Here is a 13,894-nt window from a genome sequence, read left to right as displayed (position 1 = left end):
ACTCCCAGACCCGTACACGTCGCGAGACACCTCCCCCGCGGGTCCCGCCGGCTCGGCGGGAGGGGGTCACCCCCCTGGGGTGGTGACGGTGGGTGATGCTCACCCTCCGAAGTCGGTCACGGATGGTGGTCACATGGGCCCCGAATGGGCACCGTGGGTGACCGGTCAGCCCTTGGGAGGCTGTTGACCACCTCGTTGACTACGGAGTGTCCGCAGATCCGGCCGCATAGTAGCTGTCCGTGTTCGGTTCGGCTGTGGTCAGGGTCTCGCTGGCCCGGCCCGGCACGTACCGTGGTCCGATGTCACTCATCGTGGTCACGTCGATGGTGCGGGCCGGCCGAGACGGCAGCACGAGCAGGCCGGACCGGACGGTGCCGCCGGTGGCGGCCAGCTTCCGCATCTCGTCGTCGCTGAGCGTGTGCTCTTCGGCGAGCACCTGGCTGCCGTCGGGCAGCGTGTAGGTCCAGGTCGTCATCGTGCTGCCCATCCTCCTGGCTGGTGCGCTGCGGTCTCGCTGGAGTGGCAGGGGTGGCAGAGGCCGCGGCCGTGCTGTGGGTCGTCGGGGTCGTGGCCGGCGGCCACCAGCTCGCGGCGGGACAGCGGGTAGTGGTCGGCGTGCCGGCTGGGCTGGCCGCAGGGGGTGCCGTGTCCGTGGTCCTGCTTGGTGCACACGCACTGCGGGTCACGGGCCAGGACCCCGGGCCTGAATCTCTGTCGGTGCTGCTGGCCGTAGCCGCGTTGGGTGCGGGTGCCACGGGCACGCTCGGCTTCGGCCCGGTGCTCGGGGCAGCGTCCGCTGTCCGTCAGCTCGGGGCAGCCGGCCACGTTGCAGACGGTGAGCGCTCGACGTCTGGCCACTGGTGATCACCTGCCCTACGCTGAGCCGCCTCACTGGGGAGGGTGCGTGGATGAGTTGACGTCGCGGGATGTCCGCGAGAGGGAGAAGCGGCGGAAGGACAACGCCAAGACGGGGCTGGGCTGCGGGGTCCTGCTGCTGTTCGGGCTGATCTGGTACTCGGCCTCGGGCGACGGCGGGGATGACGGTGCGGCGTCGTATCCGATGGTGTCGTCTACGTCCGCGCGCGGGTACGTGGCACCGGCGCAAGGAGCGCCTGCTGGCGGCGGGTCGCACGAGCGGTTCATCACGCGTACGTCGGGGCTCACCCCGTGGCCGTTCACGGTGGAGTCGGGGGTGCTGCGGTGTCGGCCTGGACAGCAGGTGACGTTCGAGGCGGGCAGCCGGGAGTACGGCGTGAACGGTCTGGCGCAGGCCAGGTATCCGAAGCCGTTCCCGGTGTGGGCTGATGACCTGGCGTTGGGCAACGGACTGAAGGTGGACATCAGCGCGGTGCTCAACGTCGGGTTGGCGTTGTGCTGAGCTGCCGGGTCTGAATGCCGAGAGCCCCGCAGCGGGTGGCCTGCGGGGCTCTCGGGTGGTCTGTGTGTTCGGGCACGCCGGACGTGGGGTCAGTGTGGATCACCTGTGGGTGATCCGTCAAGCGCGTCCCTGCGCGTCGATGCGGCGGGCCTGGCGGATGTCCGCGTTGGTGTCCACGACCTGGCGGGCGGCGAGCTGGATGTCCTGGGGCAGGGCGTCGAACGCGGTCATGTAGTCGTGGGTGTCGACTCGGTTGCGGATGTCGTCGGGCATGGCGGCGTACACCTGGGGTGGCATGGCGGTGGCCAGGTCACGCATGGTGATGGCGGCCAGGAGAAGGGCTGCCGCAGCGTCAACGGTGGTATCGCGCTCAGTGCTCATGCGCTCACCTTGGCACAGGCGGTGTCGCGGAGTTGGGCGATTCGGGACGGGTGGCGGCCGATGGTGCGGGCGAGGTCGGTGCGGGGGACGCCGCCGGCGTCGAGGCGGCGGACGAGGTGGTTGCGCTCGCGTTCGGCGGCGCGCTTCTCGGCGGCGCGCTGGGTGGCTCGGGCGAGCCACGGGAGTGCGCTCACGTCGAGGGGGCTGTCGTCGTCGGGGATGGGCTGCCAGTCCGTGAGGACGCTCACGGCGCGGGCCCGGTGGTAGGCGGCGTCGGCGGGGTCGAGGAGGCAGTCGGGTTCGGGGCTGAGGACGATGCGGTCGGGTCCGGGCTGGGGGGTGACGACCTGCGTGATCTCGATGCGGTCGTCGGTGAACACGTTCACGCACCCGTGGGCGTAGGTGTAGTGGGGCGTGTGGCTGAGGCCGCTGGGGGTGCTGATCTCGACGAGGACGTACGGGGTGCCGTCGGGGTTGGTGGTGAGGTCCCAGATGGTGGCGTGGCCGGCGACGGTCCAGGGTCCGGCGATGCCGTGGAGTTCGGCGTCGTGCCAGGCGCCGATGGTGAGGGGGCTCATGGTGGTGGTCTCCGGTGGGTAAGGGCGCTCACGGAGCGGGCGTGAGCGCCTTCACGGTGGGCGGGTTCAGGCGGCGCTGAGGCCTTCGGCGAGGGCGATCATGCTGGCGTGGGTGCCGCAGCGGTCGCACTGGATGCGGGGCTCGCCGGCGCCGGTGAGCATCTCGAGCTGACCGCCGCAGCCGCAGGTGACGTGGACGCGGGTGCGGGTGGTCTCGTGGTCGCCGAGGGTTCGGTCGAGGCGGCGGCGGGCGGCGGTGGCCACGCTGGCGATGCGGGCGCGCTGCTGGTCGGACAGGGGGCGGAACGGGCCGGCTGCACCAGCGATCCGTGCGGCGAGCCAGGCCGCGGCGGTCTCGCCGGACCGGCGGGCCATGTTGAACCGCCAGCGGCGGCTGTCCTGCTGGTCCTTGAGTCCTGCGAGGGCGAGGGACCGGGCGACGTCGTCCAGGGGGCTGGCCGAGCGGAACGTCGTGGTGAACGCGGGCCGCTGCACCGCGCCGGCGATCTCGTCGGCCAGGGCGAGGAGTTCGCCCTCGAGTTCGGTCAGGGTGTCCAGGATCGCTACGCGGAGCGGGGCGGGTCGCTCGCCGGGGGCGAGGGCGGTGCGCTCGGCGCGCTCGGCGGCGGCCTGCTGGGCGAGCACCTCGGCGTCGTCGGGGGCGTCGTCGAGGTCGCGCTGGTGGTCGGCCATCCGTCCGGCCGGCGGCCAGGTCCGCGGGGTACGGGCCTCGAGGAGCTCGCGGAGCGTCGGCCACTGGTCGGCGATGTGGGTGAGGTCGGTGTGGGTGGTGCTGGTCATGGCGGGCTCCTCGGTGCGCTGTGCGGGGTGGTTGATCAGGCGGTGGCGCGCGCGGCTGGCGGCCCGTTCGGTCCTCAGCGGGTGGCGTGACCGCGCAGTCCGCTGAACGTCATCTCGCGGATGGTCTGGTACTTCTGGTCGGTGGTGTGGCCGTCCCACTGGGCGCGCGGGTCTTCGGCGGGGACGTGCTCGACGTGGTGGTAGAGGTCGGCATCGTTGGGGTGGATGTGCCAGGAGAACTGTCGGCCGCTGACGGTGAGGTAGAGGATCTGCCATCCGTCTTCGTCGATGTCGACCGCAGGGGCGATGACGGCGGGGTGGATGGTGGCGAGCCAGGCGGTGAGGTGCGCACGTTCGCGGTAGGCGCCATCGCGTTCGGCCTCGGCCTGCTCGGCGCGGGCGATCAGCGTCTCGATGGAGGGTGCGATGGCGGGCCAGGCGTCGCCGTGGCCGCCCCAGGGTTCGAGGAGGTCGCGTGGGTCGTCGCGGTCGTGGGTGGTGGTGGCGTGTTGGTCGGCGATGGTGCCGATCCACCAGAGGGCTACGAGCGAGGCGGGACCGCAGAGGGCGAGGACGATGGCGTTCATGTGCGGCCTCGGGGGTGGAGTGCGCAGAGGGTGGCTGTGAGGCCGGCGCCGAGGAGGGCGCCGGCCAGGACCAGCCAGGGGCTGACGGTCACGGGGTCTCGCTGGTCGGCTGGTTGATGATCTGGATGGCCTGGTCGAGGGTGCGGGCGCCGAGGGCCCGGACGGCGCGGAGGCGAGCGTTGTGGACGTCTCGCTCCCACAGGTTGAGGGCGCGAGCGATCTCGTGGTCCTTGTAGCCGTTGGCGCGGTGGCGGAGGACGTCTGCCTCGAATGGGGTGAGGGGTCGGGTCACTTCTGGTCTCCGTCCTGGCCGAGCACCGCGCGGGCGACGGCGAGAGCGTGCTCGGAGTCCTCGGGGCCGGCAGCGGCGTGCCGCTGGAAATCAGCCTCGCTGTCGAGGAGGTCGGCGATCAGCAGACCGATGGCCGGGTCCATGGTGGCGATCCACTCGCCGTACGGGCGGATGATCGCGGGTACTCGGGTGTGGCCGCCGATGGACGCCCGTGTACCCGCGATGGTCCGGCCGTCCTGGGTGCGGACGGCGCCGGACCCGCCGTGCTCGGGGTGGTCGCGGTGCTGGATGTAGGTCCAGTCGGGGGCGCCGTGGGCGGTAGCCGTGGTGGCGAGGGTGCGGAGCCGGTGGGCTGCGGTGGTGAGCAGGTCGGCGGGGTTCTGGTTGGTCACGGGTGCTCCTCGGTCGGGTGGCGGGGCCTGCCGCGGGGTGCGGCAGGCCGGGGGCGGGTCAGGTCTGCTGGGCGCGCTGGATGGCGGTGGCGATGCTGGCGGCGAGGTCGGGGATCTCCATGTCGTCAAGGTCGACCTCGGCGTCGATGGCGATCAAGGCGGTCTCGATGACCTCGGTGAGCTGCTCGTGGTCCACGGTGTCTCCTCGGGTTGGGTCGTCTGCGGGTTGCGGGCGGCGGTGACGGGCGTCAGCTGGTCGTGGTGCGGGCGGCGAGGGCGCGGATCTCCTTGGCGTCCATGCGGACGTGCCCGGCGGAGCCGGGGCCGATGCCGGAGGCCGGGCCGTAGTACGCAGCGACCCGGGCCTCGACCTCGTCGGCGATGCGGTCGAGGTGGTCAGCGGCCTCCGTGAGAGCGGCCGTGCGGGCAGCGGCCAGCTCGGCACGGAGCCGTGTGGTCTCGGCCTCGGCCTGCTGGCGGGCTTCGTGCGGGGTGAGCGCACCCGGCGTGTGGCGCTGGACGACGAGGGTGTAGGTCTCCGGGGACTCGGCGATTTTGACGTCGAACATCAGCTTCGTCTCGCTGTAGTTCGGGGCGTCGCCGAGCAGGGCCCGGGCGGCGGCCACGTAGGCGGCGGCGAAGTCGCGGCCGGCGGCGAGGTCCATCTCCCAGCGGCCGGCGCGGAAGTCGGCCCACTTGATGCCGAGCTGGTTCTCCTGGCTGCGGATCCAGCGCTCGCCGGCCTCGGAGGTGAGTTCCTCGTCTCGGTAGGCGTCGACCATGCGCTCCAGGCGGGCCCGGGTCTCGGTGTAGTGGTCGGCGGCCGGGTCTTCGCCGTCGAGGAGTTCGGCGAGGAGGGCGTCTCGGGCGGTGGCCATGTGGGTCTCCGTGGTGGGTGCGTGTGGCGGGGCTGTGGGGGCGCGTGGCGGGCTCAGCGCGCCCCCGTGGTGTTCCGTGGTCCGGTGTGGGGCTGTGCGGCCGTCAGGCGGCCGTCTGCGGGCCGCTGGGGGCGGGCTCCGGGTGGCGGGCGGTGGGGAGTTCGCAGGGGCAGTGCCAGATCCGGGCGCCGGAGGTGCACTCGTGGGTGCCGGCCGGGTCGTGGGCGGAGTCGAGGTAGCTGCATCCCGTCCACCTGCACGGGAGTTGGGCGTGCCTCAGGTCGTCCCGCAGCTGGTTGACCTCGGCCTCCAGTGTCCGGATCCACTCGTCCTGGGTGCGGGCGTGCTCGGTCGCGGTGACGGTGAGGCGCCATGTGCCGTTCTCGTTGCGGAGGTTGCGGCCCCGGCGGCGGGCGGAGTGCCAGGCGGTGCGGTAGCGGTCGCGCTCGGCCTCCAGGTCCCGGACCCGGGCGAGCAGGGTGGCGGTGCCGGAGCTGACGTCGACCGCAGCCGCGTGGAGGCCCGACAGCTTCGCCTTGACGCGGGTCCAGGGGCTCTGGTCGGGCGCGTTGGTGAACGGGCGGTCGAGGAGGTGTGCGCTGGTGATCAGTTCGGACTGGAGACGGCGGCACGCCTGCGTCAAGGCGGCGCCGGCCTGGGCCTGGATGGCGTTGAGGTCGAGGGGCTCGGTCATGGCTCAGGCCTCCTGGAAGGTGCGGACGGGGGTCGCGTCGACCACGACACCGGTGTCGGTGCCGTCATCCGTGAGCCGCCAGGACTTGCGGTGCGGGTTCGGGAGCCAGGCGAGGACGCCCGGACGGGGAGTGTCGGGCTCGTCCTGGTAGCCGTATTCGTGGTCGGCGTAGTCGGCGGCGGCGGCCTGGAGGGCGTCCGGGAGGATGGCGTAGAGGCCCCATCCGTCCCACGTGTCGGAGTCCTCCATGTACGCGAGGTAGACGGTGCTGGCGTCGGTGAGTCGGCAGGTGTTCGCGAGGTCGATCACGATCGGGTCGGCCGCGGCCACCGGCGTGGTGCTGCTGGCGTGGGCTTCCTCAAGGGCCGTGGCGAGGTCGGCGGGTTCGGGCCGGGTCGGCGGGGTGTCCTCGGTGTGGGGGTCGATGTGTTCGAGGCTGATGCCGCCGGCGTAGCCGTCGACGGCGACGACCGGGGTGCCGTGACCGAGGTTCCAGGCGACGGAGCGGGTACGGGTCTCCAGGCGCGGGTAGTCGGTTGCGCCGATCTGGGTGGCGTACTCGGGGCGGATGTCGGGGTAGGCGGTCACCGGGGTGCCGATCGGGTAGCGGGCGTTCCAGGCCTCGGCGGTGAGGGTCATCGGGTGGTCTCCTCGGTGGTGGTCGGGGTGGGCTGGTGGAGGCGTATCGACTGGGTGCCGGTGCGGGCGGTGAGGAGCAGGCCGGTGCCGTCGGCGAGGTGGGCGGTGCCGATGCGGACGTGCGCGGCGGGGGTGAGGCGGGCGAGCCAGGCGCGGAGGGCGGGAACGTCGGCGGCGGGGATGGTGTGCCGCCAGGGGCCGCCGGTGGCCGGGGTGGTGCGCGGGGGCTGGGCGGGGACGGTGGCCCGGAGGACGTGTTGGTGGGTCAGGTCGCTGTGGCCGGTGGTGAGGGTGATCGGGCCGGGTCGCTGAAGGAGCCAGTCGAGCAGGGCGGCGGTGAGGGTGACGCGGCCGGGGGTGTGGGTCATGGGGGCCTCTCAGGCGGCGGGGCGGGTGTGGTGGGCGCATTCGCCGAGCAGGCAGGCTCGGACGGTGGCGTGCCACTGGTCGGGGCTGACGAGGCGGTAGCGGACGCCGCGGCGGTGTTCGCGCTCGCGGTCACGCCGGGTGCTGGTGAACGTCGTGGCGGCGGTCTCGGGGCTGGTGGCCTCGTCGCCGAGCATGCTGCCGGTGGCGCAGCCGTTGGGGGCGTAGCGGACCCAGCGGCAGGCGGCGAGGGGGTGATTGACGCCGTCGAGGGTGACGGTCAGGAGCAGGGGGCTGGACATGGTGGATCCGTTCAGGCGGCGGGGCGGTGGGCGTGGGCGTCGCGGCGGCTGCTGTGCGTGTCGTCCCGGATCGTCTTGCCGCTCGGCCGGCGGCAGGGCTTGCCGGGCTCGGCGCCGCACTGCGGGCACCGAGTGGCGATCTCGGGGAAACGGCCGCGGGGGGTGGTGATGCCTCGTCCCGCGAGTTCCTCGCGGAGGTGGGCCGGCATCCGGCCGATACCGGCGAGGGCGTCGGCGACGGACGGGTGGGGTCCGCCCTTGATCTGCCGGATCGGTTCGGCAGCGAGGTGCCCGTCGGCGATGGCGGTGAGCTGCTGGCGGCGGCGGGCGACGAACTCGGCGCCGGTCTCGCCGGGCTGGCCGGGGTAGGTGCACGCGCCGTCGGGGATGCGGCTGTCGCGGACCTCCTGACGGATGGTGCGTACGTGGTGGGGCTCCAGCCACTTCCGTCGGGCGCTGTTCTCGGGCGGGGTGGAGTAGTAGCGGGTGACGGAAGCGAAGGTGTCGGGGTCGGCGGGGACATCGGCGAGGGCTTCGGCCCAGAGCCGGGCCGCAGCTTCGCTTTCGGCGTCACGGCCGTCGAACACGGCGGCGGCTGCGAGGAGCTTGGCGGCTTCGGACGGGGTCATCGTGCGTTCTCCTCGGCGGCGAGGCGGGCGGCGAGGGACAGGCCGCCTGCGACCTTCTGATCGGTGCGGGAGGGGGTTGAAGGGAGACCGACTACAGCGGGCAGGTAGGTCACGCCGTTCTCGGGCGTGGCTTCCAGCGAGGTCCAGCCGTCGACCCAGGCGCTGGCCCCGTTCGGCACCCCCTTCAGCTGGGCGGAACGGACGGCGTAGGCGACCATCGCGGGAATGCCGACGCGCTCGACGGCCTGGCGGGTGTACTCCCACTGCGATTCGCGCAGCCGCCACTCGATGCCGGCGATGCCGGCGGCGGCGATGGCCTTCTTCAGATCGGTCAGACGATCCGGGTAGGCCGCTGCCCGCTCCGTAGTAGGAGGGGCCCCGTTCTCTCCGAAGGAGAGAACGGGGTAAGGCGTGGTAGTGGCATGGGCATCCGCAGCACTGCTAGCAGGCGTGCGGTGTGACGACCCCTTCTGACCTGCTGCGGAGTCCTGAAAGTGCGGTTCTTTCCGTCCGCGATTCGTTTCGTTTTCGTCGGCGAAACGAGAACGATTCGAAGCGTTTTCGCTGGCGTTTTGGTTCGCGTTTCGTGCGGCGCGGCTCTTCGCGGCCCGACCGGCGGCGGCCTTCTTGTTCGCCTCGTCCTTGGCCTTGGTGACGTTCCGCCCGTCCTCGAAGAAGTCGTGGATGACGAAGTCACCGGCGGCGGCCTGGGGGCAGCGGGGGCAGTCATGCGAGCTGTCGTGCCACAGGCCGACCTTGACGAGCTTGGCGGCCTGCGGGGCGGTGCCGTACAGCTGGGCAACCGCCCCCGGCACGATGCCCTCGGTGAGGTGCTGGGCCGAGTAGGAGCCGGCACGGACGAAGAGGCCGATCGCCGCGTTGCCGGCCTTCAACCACTTGGGGTGGCTGTGGGCCTTGTCGTCGATCTTGAACCACGGCATGTGGCGGGCCTCTCGGGCAGTTCAGTGGTGGTGGTTGGTGGCCTGGGGCGGGGGACTGTGTCGCCCCGCCCCAGGCGGTCAGGCGGGTCAGTCCGTCGGCTCCAGGACCTCGGCCACCGCCGCGTCCTCCAGTCGGTCAGCGACCTGGCGCAGGATGTACGCGGCCCGGGCCTTGGTGAGGCCACTGCCGCCGTGCTCCAGGACGACGCCGGACCCGCTGGGACCCGGGGTGCCGGGGCGGACGATCAGGAAGAACAGGGCGTCGCGGCCGTCGATGGCGACGATGTTGGTCTCGGGGGTGCTCATCACATCTCCAGGGGGTCGGGTTTGGGGAAGGGAGTCGGCAGTGACGTTTCTGCGCCGGCGACCAGGGCCGTCACGCCGCCGCCTTGGTGGTGCCGGTGGTGGCGAGACGCCGGTCCGCGGCCGCGTTCGCGGCCCTGCACGGGTCGCAGGCCTCCTGGCCATCCCTGCGGTGGCGCTGGTAGCCCCCGCGGGTCCCACACTCGGCCGGCTCACGCCGTGCGACGGCCCGCGCGGCCCGCTCACGCTCGGCGGCACTGCACGCCTCGCACGGGGTCGTCCCGGCGCGCCGGTGCCGCTGGTAGCCGGCCGCGTCCCCGCACCCCTCGACCGGGACACCAGGCTCGGCGGGGCGGCGGGTCCGGGCGTAGAGGCGTGCCCGGGCCACGGGGGTCAGTCCGCCGCGGATGCCGTGCCTGCCGGTCTCGCCGCGGTTGCCCTCGATGGCCATGGCGTCGGCCAGGCACTGCGTCCGGACGGGGCAGGAGTGGCAGATCGACGTGGCGTACGCGGTCTGGGCGATGCCGGTGGCGTCGCTGTAGCTGACGGGGAACCAGGTCTCGGGGTCCTGGCCGGTGCCGGGGCCACAGGCGGCCCGGACGCGCCATCCGTCCGTCGGGTCCACGGTCACCGCTCCGTTCCCCGGTTGATCCGCTCGACGATGGCGGGGGTGTAGCCGAGCGCGTTCTCCAACTGCCGGGCGAGACCCCGGATGGTGGTGTCGCGCTGGTCGATGACGGCGCGGAGCCGGGCGTGCTCGTCGTGCTGGCCGCGGTGGGCCGCGCGCACCGCGAAGGCGGCGCCGGCGTTCGCGGCCTCCGCGGCGACGGCCCGGGCGGCGAGGCGCCCGTTCGCGCGACCCTGCTCCGCCAGGTCCTCACGCAGCTCGGCGATCTGGCCGCGGAGGCGGGTCATCGCGGCGGCCTGCTCGGCCGACGCGCGGCGGGACATCCACGGCATCACGCCACCCCCGCCCGAAACTCGGCCTGCGCGGTCGGGCAGCACCACGGGTACCCGACCGGCGCGTCCCACTCCGGGTGCCGTTCGGCGTCCTCGGCGGTGTGCTCGTCCCACCCGTAGATGCAGTGCGTGCACTCCTCGCGGGTGCCGGCGTCATCGGTGATGGTGCGCTTGGCCATCAGGAGGCCCTCCTCTGCCGGGACACCGTCGGACCGACCAGCGACAGCAGCGTCTCGGCCAGCACGTAGCCGGTGGAGCAGACGCGCGCGTTGCCGAGGCGCCCGCCGCTGACCTCGACCGCCGCAAGCACCTCACCAGAGTCGGTGACCGTGAACTCGCGGACCTCAGCGCCGAGCACCGCTGCCACCGTCCGGACGGTGGCGTGGCTCCCCTCGGCGAGGTACAGCGGGTTGCCCGTCAGGGAGCCGTCCGGCGCGACCGTCCAATGGATCGGCAGGGCCGCCAGGTCGGGCCGCTCGGTCAGCAGGTTGTGCAGCGCGGCGATCGTCGCCAGCGCGGGGGGAATGGTCATCGGGTTCCACCGTTCTGGGAGTTGAGGCGGGCGGCCCTGCGGGCCTGCATCCGCGCGAGGATCTGGGCGGTCGAGGGCTGCACCCAGGCGTGCCAGCCGCACTGCGGCGTCCACCGTCGGAAGTGCTCGCGGAGCGCGATGTCGCAGTGCGCGCAGCCGTTCGGCTCGGTCACCGAACCTCACCCCGCAGCCACCGTTCCCGCAGAGCCGCGACCTCGGCCGCGTACCGGAACACCACGGCCTGCGGCCAGTCGTGCGGGTCGTCGCCGTGCTCGTCCATGAACCGCATGGTCAGCTCGACCTGCGCCCGCATCTCGGTGCGCACCGGCAACCCGTCGGCCGTCACGCCGCACCCGTCCGCGCCTCGTACTCGGCGACCAGGGCGACCGTCTCCGGCGACCACACCGGCAGCGAGGCGTCCGCCCGGCCGTTCAGCACGTCGTAGAACCGGTCCAGCCACGCGTCCTCGACCACCAGCTGTCCGGCCGGCACCGCCAACCCGGCGAGCACACCGTCCAACCGCGCGTTCAGCTCCAACTCTGTCATCGGTCGCCGCCCCGGCTGCAGTGCTTCGCGTCGGCGAGGAAGTGACGGGCGTCGTTCTTGCGGTCGAAGGACTTCGAGTACTGCCGACCGGAGGCGTCACGCCACCGGACCCGCCACTTGCCGGACGAAGCCCCGGCCACCGAACCCGACACCGCCGCCGGGCCCTGCTCGGCCTCCTCGGGCCCAAACCGCTCTCGCAGGCTCTCGACCTCGTCCTCCGAGGCGCGCAGCGCATCATCCAGAGCGTCGACCTCGTCGAGCAGGTCGTGGATGATCCGGCCCTCGTGGCTTTCACCCCTGGTGTAGGAGAGCCGCAGCTCGTCGAGGTACTTCCTACTCAGGCCCGTGTCACTCACGCCGCACCACCGGTGAGGCTCAGCTGGGCCGGGGCCTGCGGGTACTGGGCCGCGTAGTGCCGCTCCCAGACCTCCTCGAACACCGGCAGCGCCGCGTACGTCCACGCCACCGTCTCCCGCACCGACCCGCGGGCCGTCTCCTCCGTACGCATCCCCGGCCGCCGGCCGTGCACGTCTTCGTACAGGGACGCCGCACGCCGACCGAACCACGACTGGACGCTGAGGATGGTGCCGCGCTTCAGTCCCTTGGCCTTCAGGAACTCCGGTACGTACAGCGGCCGGTCTGCGGGGTCGACCTCCGGCTCCTCGCCCAGCGCCCGCGCCGCCACGTGGCGAGCCTTCAGCTCCAGCCACTTCGCGTCCACGATCCCACCGGCCGCCGCCAACACCCGCATCTGCAGGGCCGCGAGCTCCGCCCGGTCCGCCGCGTCCGTCCGGGCCGCGGTCGACGCGGACTCCTCGACGTTCAGCAGGTACTCACGCACCCGGTGCGCAACGTCCGAACCCGTCAGCAGCTGGCCGACGTTCAGGACCGTCCGCCGAGTGAACAGCGTGAAGTTCCGGGCGCCGGTGAGGGACAAGGTGTCCCTCACCGCAGTGAGCTCGGTGCCACGCAGAACGCGCAGCCCGTTCTCGATCAGCTCGTCACGGTTGCGCTGGACGAGCTTCTTGATGGTCTCGACGTCGACCTCGTAGAAGCTGGCGACCAGCTCCGTCGTCGCGTGCACACCGTCCGGGAGCAGCGCGAGCGCCTTCACCTTCGTGAGGACATCCGTCCGCTCGACCGTCGCCGCGCGCATCGTGCGGGACTCGGTCAACACCTGCTCGGTGTTCTCTGCCAAGATGGACACAGTCCACCTCTCTTTCGTTGAGTTCAGTGCTGGTGGGCAAGGGCCGTCGTCCGGGTGCCACCGGGGGCGGCCCGACCCATGTCCGGGGTCGGTCAGGCGGAGCGGCGGCGACCGCGGGTGGCCGCCTTGGAGACCGCCCGGTACAGGGCGTAGATCTCGTGCAAGTCGTCGCCGGACAAAACCAGGCGTCGGCCGATGCGGCTGTGCGGCCACCCGTGGTGGTTGATGCCGTCCCGGATGATGCGCTGGCCGAGCCGCAGGGCGGCGGCCGCCTCCTCGACGGTGTAGAACCGGCCGCGCTCAACGACGGCCTGCGGAGCGGGAGCAATGGCGGTAGCCATCTCAGGTCCTCTGGGTGCGGGCCTCGCTCGGGGCGAGGATTTCGTCAGGGTTGACGCCGAGGTGCTGGCGGAGCGCGGCATAGACGCTCGGCCGCACCCGGCGACGCGTGCCCGTTTCGATCCGCGACAGGTAGTTGGTGGTGATACCGACCTGGTTCGCGAGCGTGTTCATGTCCAGGCCTCGCCGCTTCCGGATTGTGCGGATGGCCGGGCCGTCAACCTCGACAGTGGATCGCTGGGGCATGAGAGGAAACTATCAGCTTCCATCAGCTTCCGCTAGCGATAGCGCGCAACTAGTAGCTATTCCTGGCCCATTCCGCGCCCCTGCGGCTGGCAGAACGTGGGCGAAAACAAGCCCAGATGACATCCCGCCCTGACAGTGACCAGACGGTCCTGTCATGATGTGTTCCATGCCTGGACACGCTGATGGCCTGCACCGACTGGCTGAGACGGTCGCGCACCGACGCGCCGAACTTCGCCTTTCTCGGGACGCGTGCGCACGTCAGGCGAAGATGAGCATCACCACCTGGCGCCGGGTGGAAGAGGGGCAATCCGTCCGCGACGTCACCTACGCTCGCGTCGATGAGGTGCTCGGCTGGCCGCTCGGCACCAGCGCCCGAGTAATCGACGATCCGGACTACACGCCCATGGCGTCCGAGGTAGTCAAGGGGGCCCGCTTCTCGAAGGCACCTCTGAGTAGCGACGCACTGCGACAGGCGATTCAGAACGCGACCATCGCGACGGCCCCCGGTCTGACTGGTGCCCAGATTCAGGAGCTACAGGAGCGGGCGATCGAGGAGTTGCGCCGACAGGGCCTGTTGCCGAGGGACTGACCGGCATACCCGGCCGCGTGGGGCGGTAAACGGCTAGTCACGGCTAGTCATTTTGTGGAATCATTACCGCCACTTGGGGGCGCCATCTCTCACACAGGGATGGGCCAATGCACGTCTGCACCACCGCCGACCTCGGACCCTCATTCATCGCCTGGGCCGGCGCAGTTCACGGAACCATCACCGCGCTCGTCACCGAGCGCGCTCAACACGACGACGCCGCCGCCCTGCAGGCGATCGAACTCCTGCGACGCGCGGGCCTCGACTGCGGTACCTGCACGTCCTGCCCGCTAGGCCTCAACCGGCAGGTGAACTGA

31 protein-coding genes are annotated in these 13,894 nt (G+C 71.9%); 3 read left to right on the top strand and 28 right to left on the bottom strand.

All coding sequences use genetic code 11. The annotated features are described in order from the left end of the window. Positions 1–199 precede the first annotated feature (199 nt). Together ACIQOW_RS03650 and ACIQOW_RS03645 are read right to left on the bottom strand one after the other, a co-directional pair. The gene (locus tag ACIQOW_RS03650) at positions 200–475 is read right to left on the bottom strand and encodes a hypothetical protein (RefSeq protein WP_401079357.1); all 276 of its coding nucleotides are present in this window, start codon (positions 473–475) and stop codon (positions 200–202) included. Next, a complete protein-coding gene (locus ACIQOW_RS03645; RefSeq protein ID WP_401079355.1) occupies positions 472–858 on the bottom strand; it encodes a holin in 387 nt (128 codons plus the stop codon). Before ACIQOW_RS03645 ends, ACIQOW_RS03650 begins: the two co-directional genes overlap by 4 nt. Before the next feature lie 46 nt (positions 859–904). On the opposite strand from ACIQOW_RS03645, the gene ACIQOW_RS03640 reads away from it, so the two are divergent. Beyond that, the gene (locus tag ACIQOW_RS03640; RefSeq protein WP_401079353.1) at positions 905–1,378 is read left to right on the top strand and encodes a hypothetical protein; all 474 of its coding nucleotides are present in this window, start codon (positions 905–907) and stop codon (positions 1,376–1,378) included. 117 nt (positions 1,379–1,495) lie between these two features. Here ACIQOW_RS03640 and ACIQOW_RS03635 read toward each other — a convergent pair whose 3' ends face one another. From ACIQOW_RS03635 to ACIQOW_RS03510, 26 genes are all read right to left on the bottom strand, one after another. After that, positions 1,496–1,759: a hypothetical protein gene (locus ACIQOW_RS03635; protein ID WP_401079351.1), complete on the bottom strand. Its 264-nt coding sequence runs from the start codon at positions 1,757–1,759 to the stop codon at positions 1,496–1,498. Next, positions 1,756–2,337 carry a hypothetical protein gene (locus ACIQOW_RS03630; RefSeq protein ID WP_401079349.1) on the bottom strand — a complete coding sequence of 194 codons (582 nt, stop codon included), beginning with the start codon at positions 2,335–2,337 and terminating at the stop codon, positions 1,756–1,758. The genes ACIQOW_RS03635 and ACIQOW_RS03630 overlap by 4 nt, the downstream gene beginning before the upstream one ends. 66 nt (positions 2,338–2,403) lie before the next feature. Continuing rightward, complete coding sequence (locus tag ACIQOW_RS03625) at positions 2,404–3,138, bottom strand: hypothetical protein (protein ID WP_401079347.1); 735 nt, start codon at positions 3,136–3,138, stop codon at positions 2,404–2,406. Positions 3,139–3,212: 74 nt separating this feature from the next. After that, entirely contained in the window at positions 3,213–3,725 is a 513-nt protein-coding gene (locus ACIQOW_RS03620; RefSeq protein ID WP_401079345.1) for a hypothetical protein, read from the bottom strand. A gap of 88 nt (positions 3,726–3,813) precedes the next feature. Beyond that, entirely contained in the window at positions 3,814–4,017 is a 204-nt protein-coding gene (locus ACIQOW_RS03615) for a LuxR C-terminal-related transcriptional regulator (RefSeq protein WP_401079343.1), read from the bottom strand. Next, positions 4,014–4,409, bottom strand: coding sequence for a hypothetical protein (locus ACIQOW_RS03610; protein ID WP_401079341.1), 396 nt, complete (start codon positions 4,407–4,409; stop codon positions 4,014–4,016). The genes ACIQOW_RS03615 and ACIQOW_RS03610 overlap by 4 nt, the downstream gene beginning before the upstream one ends. Before the next feature lie 58 nt (positions 4,410–4,467). Further along, complete coding sequence (locus tag ACIQOW_RS03605) at positions 4,468–4,605, bottom strand: hypothetical protein (protein ID WP_401079339.1); 138 nt, start codon at positions 4,603–4,605, stop codon at positions 4,468–4,470. Positions 4,606–4,657: 52 nt separating this feature from the next. Next, entirely contained in the window at positions 4,658–5,287 is a 630-nt protein-coding gene (locus ACIQOW_RS03600; protein WP_401079337.1) for a hypothetical protein, read from the bottom strand. Positions 5,288–5,390: 103 nt separating this feature from the next. Continuing rightward, a complete protein-coding gene (locus ACIQOW_RS03595) occupies positions 5,391–5,981 on the bottom strand; it encodes a hypothetical protein (RefSeq protein ID WP_401079335.1) in 591 nt (196 codons plus the stop codon). Positions 5,982–5,984: 3 nt separating this feature from the next. Continuing rightward, positions 5,985–6,620 carry a hypothetical protein gene (locus tag ACIQOW_RS03590; protein WP_401079333.1) on the bottom strand — a complete coding sequence of 212 codons (636 nt, stop codon included), beginning with the start codon at positions 6,618–6,620 and terminating at the stop codon, positions 5,985–5,987. Then, entirely contained in the window at positions 6,617–6,988 is a 372-nt protein-coding gene (locus ACIQOW_RS03585) for a hypothetical protein (protein ID WP_401079331.1), read from the bottom strand. Before ACIQOW_RS03585 ends, ACIQOW_RS03590 begins: the two co-directional genes overlap by 4 nt. Before the next feature lie 9 nt (positions 6,989–6,997). Further along, positions 6,998–7,288 carry a hypothetical protein gene (locus ACIQOW_RS03580; protein WP_401079329.1) on the bottom strand — a complete coding sequence of 97 codons (291 nt, stop codon included), beginning with the start codon at positions 7,286–7,288 and terminating at the stop codon, positions 6,998–7,000. Positions 7,289–7,299: 11 nt separating this feature from the next. Beyond that, a complete protein-coding gene (locus ACIQOW_RS03575) occupies positions 7,300–7,917 on the bottom strand; it encodes a hypothetical protein (RefSeq protein WP_401079327.1) in 618 nt (205 codons plus the stop codon). Further along, positions 7,914–8,858 (bottom strand): hypothetical protein, encoded by a 945-nt coding sequence (locus ACIQOW_RS03570; protein ID WP_401079325.1) that lies wholly within the window; start codon positions 8,856–8,858, stop codon positions 7,914–7,916. Before ACIQOW_RS03570 ends, ACIQOW_RS03575 begins: the two co-directional genes overlap by 4 nt. Before the next feature lie 87 nt (positions 8,859–8,945). Then, positions 8,946–9,164 carry a hypothetical protein gene (locus ACIQOW_RS03565; RefSeq protein ID WP_401079322.1) on the bottom strand — a complete coding sequence of 73 codons (219 nt, stop codon included), beginning with the start codon at positions 9,162–9,164 and terminating at the stop codon, positions 8,946–8,948. A 70-nt stretch (positions 9,165–9,234) separates the two neighbouring features. Next, entirely contained in the window at positions 9,235–9,786 is a 552-nt protein-coding gene (locus ACIQOW_RS03560; protein WP_401079320.1) for a WhiB family transcriptional regulator, read from the bottom strand. Positions 9,787–9,788: 2 nt separating this feature from the next. Then, complete coding sequence (locus ACIQOW_RS03555) at positions 9,789–10,112, bottom strand: hypothetical protein (RefSeq protein WP_401079318.1); 324 nt, start codon at positions 10,110–10,112, stop codon at positions 9,789–9,791. Positions 10,113–10,120: 8 nt separating this feature from the next. Next, positions 10,121–10,300, bottom strand: coding sequence for a hypothetical protein (locus ACIQOW_RS03550; RefSeq protein WP_401079316.1), 180 nt, complete (start codon positions 10,298–10,300; stop codon positions 10,121–10,123). Further along, complete coding sequence (locus ACIQOW_RS03545; protein WP_401079314.1) at positions 10,300–10,653, bottom strand: hypothetical protein; 354 nt, start codon at positions 10,651–10,653, stop codon at positions 10,300–10,302. The genes ACIQOW_RS03550 and ACIQOW_RS03545 overlap by 1 nt, the downstream gene beginning before the upstream one ends. After that, positions 10,650–10,826, bottom strand: a complete 177-nt coding sequence (locus ACIQOW_RS03540) for a hypothetical protein (protein WP_401079312.1) — start codon at positions 10,824–10,826, stop codon at positions 10,650–10,652. The genes ACIQOW_RS03545 and ACIQOW_RS03540 overlap by 4 nt, the downstream gene beginning before the upstream one ends. Next, positions 10,823–10,999: a hypothetical protein gene (locus ACIQOW_RS03535; protein WP_401079310.1), complete on the bottom strand. Its 177-nt coding sequence runs from the start codon at positions 10,997–10,999 to the stop codon at positions 10,823–10,825. Before ACIQOW_RS03535 ends, ACIQOW_RS03540 begins: the two co-directional genes overlap by 4 nt. After that, complete coding sequence (locus tag ACIQOW_RS03530) at positions 10,996–11,199, bottom strand: hypothetical protein (protein WP_401079308.1); 204 nt, start codon at positions 11,197–11,199, stop codon at positions 10,996–10,998. The genes ACIQOW_RS03535 and ACIQOW_RS03530 overlap by 4 nt, the downstream gene beginning before the upstream one ends. Continuing rightward, positions 11,196–11,555 carry a hypothetical protein gene (locus ACIQOW_RS03525; RefSeq protein ID WP_401079306.1) on the bottom strand — a complete coding sequence of 120 codons (360 nt, stop codon included), beginning with the start codon at positions 11,553–11,555 and terminating at the stop codon, positions 11,196–11,198. The genes ACIQOW_RS03530 and ACIQOW_RS03525 overlap by 4 nt, the downstream gene beginning before the upstream one ends. Further along, entirely contained in the window at positions 11,552–12,397 is an 846-nt protein-coding gene (locus tag ACIQOW_RS03520) for a hypothetical protein (protein ID WP_401079304.1), read from the bottom strand. The genes ACIQOW_RS03525 and ACIQOW_RS03520 overlap by 4 nt, the downstream gene beginning before the upstream one ends. Positions 12,398–12,498: 101 nt before the next feature. Beyond that, positions 12,499–12,747 (bottom strand): hypothetical protein, encoded by a 249-nt coding sequence (locus tag ACIQOW_RS03515; RefSeq protein WP_401079302.1) that lies wholly within the window; start codon positions 12,745–12,747, stop codon positions 12,499–12,501. Between the two features lies 1 nt (position 12,748). Continuing rightward, the gene (locus ACIQOW_RS03510) at positions 12,749–12,991 is read right to left on the bottom strand and encodes a helix-turn-helix domain-containing protein (protein WP_401079300.1); all 243 of its coding nucleotides are present in this window, start codon (positions 12,989–12,991) and stop codon (positions 12,749–12,751) included. A 268-nt stretch (positions 12,992–13,259) separates the two neighbouring features. Between ACIQOW_RS03510 and ACIQOW_RS03505 the strand changes: the two genes are divergently transcribed. Together ACIQOW_RS03505 and ACIQOW_RS03500 are read left to right on the top strand one after the other, a co-directional pair. Then, positions 13,260–13,580 (top strand): hypothetical protein, encoded by a 321-nt coding sequence (locus ACIQOW_RS03505; protein ID WP_401079298.1) that lies wholly within the window; start codon positions 13,260–13,262, stop codon positions 13,578–13,580. Positions 13,581–13,687: 107 nt separating this feature from the next. Beyond that, complete coding sequence (locus tag ACIQOW_RS03500; RefSeq protein ID WP_401079296.1) at positions 13,688–13,894, top strand: hypothetical protein; 207 nt, start codon at positions 13,688–13,690, stop codon at positions 13,892–13,894.

The sequence above is a fragment of the Kitasatospora sp. NPDC091335 genome, from assembly GCF_044757205.1.
In the GTDB taxonomy this organism is placed as follows: Bacteria; Actinomycetota; Actinomycetes; order Streptomycetales; family Streptomycetaceae; genus Kitasatospora.
Note: the sequence above shows the minus strand (reverse complement) of the source record. Positions and strands in the feature narration are given on the sequence as shown.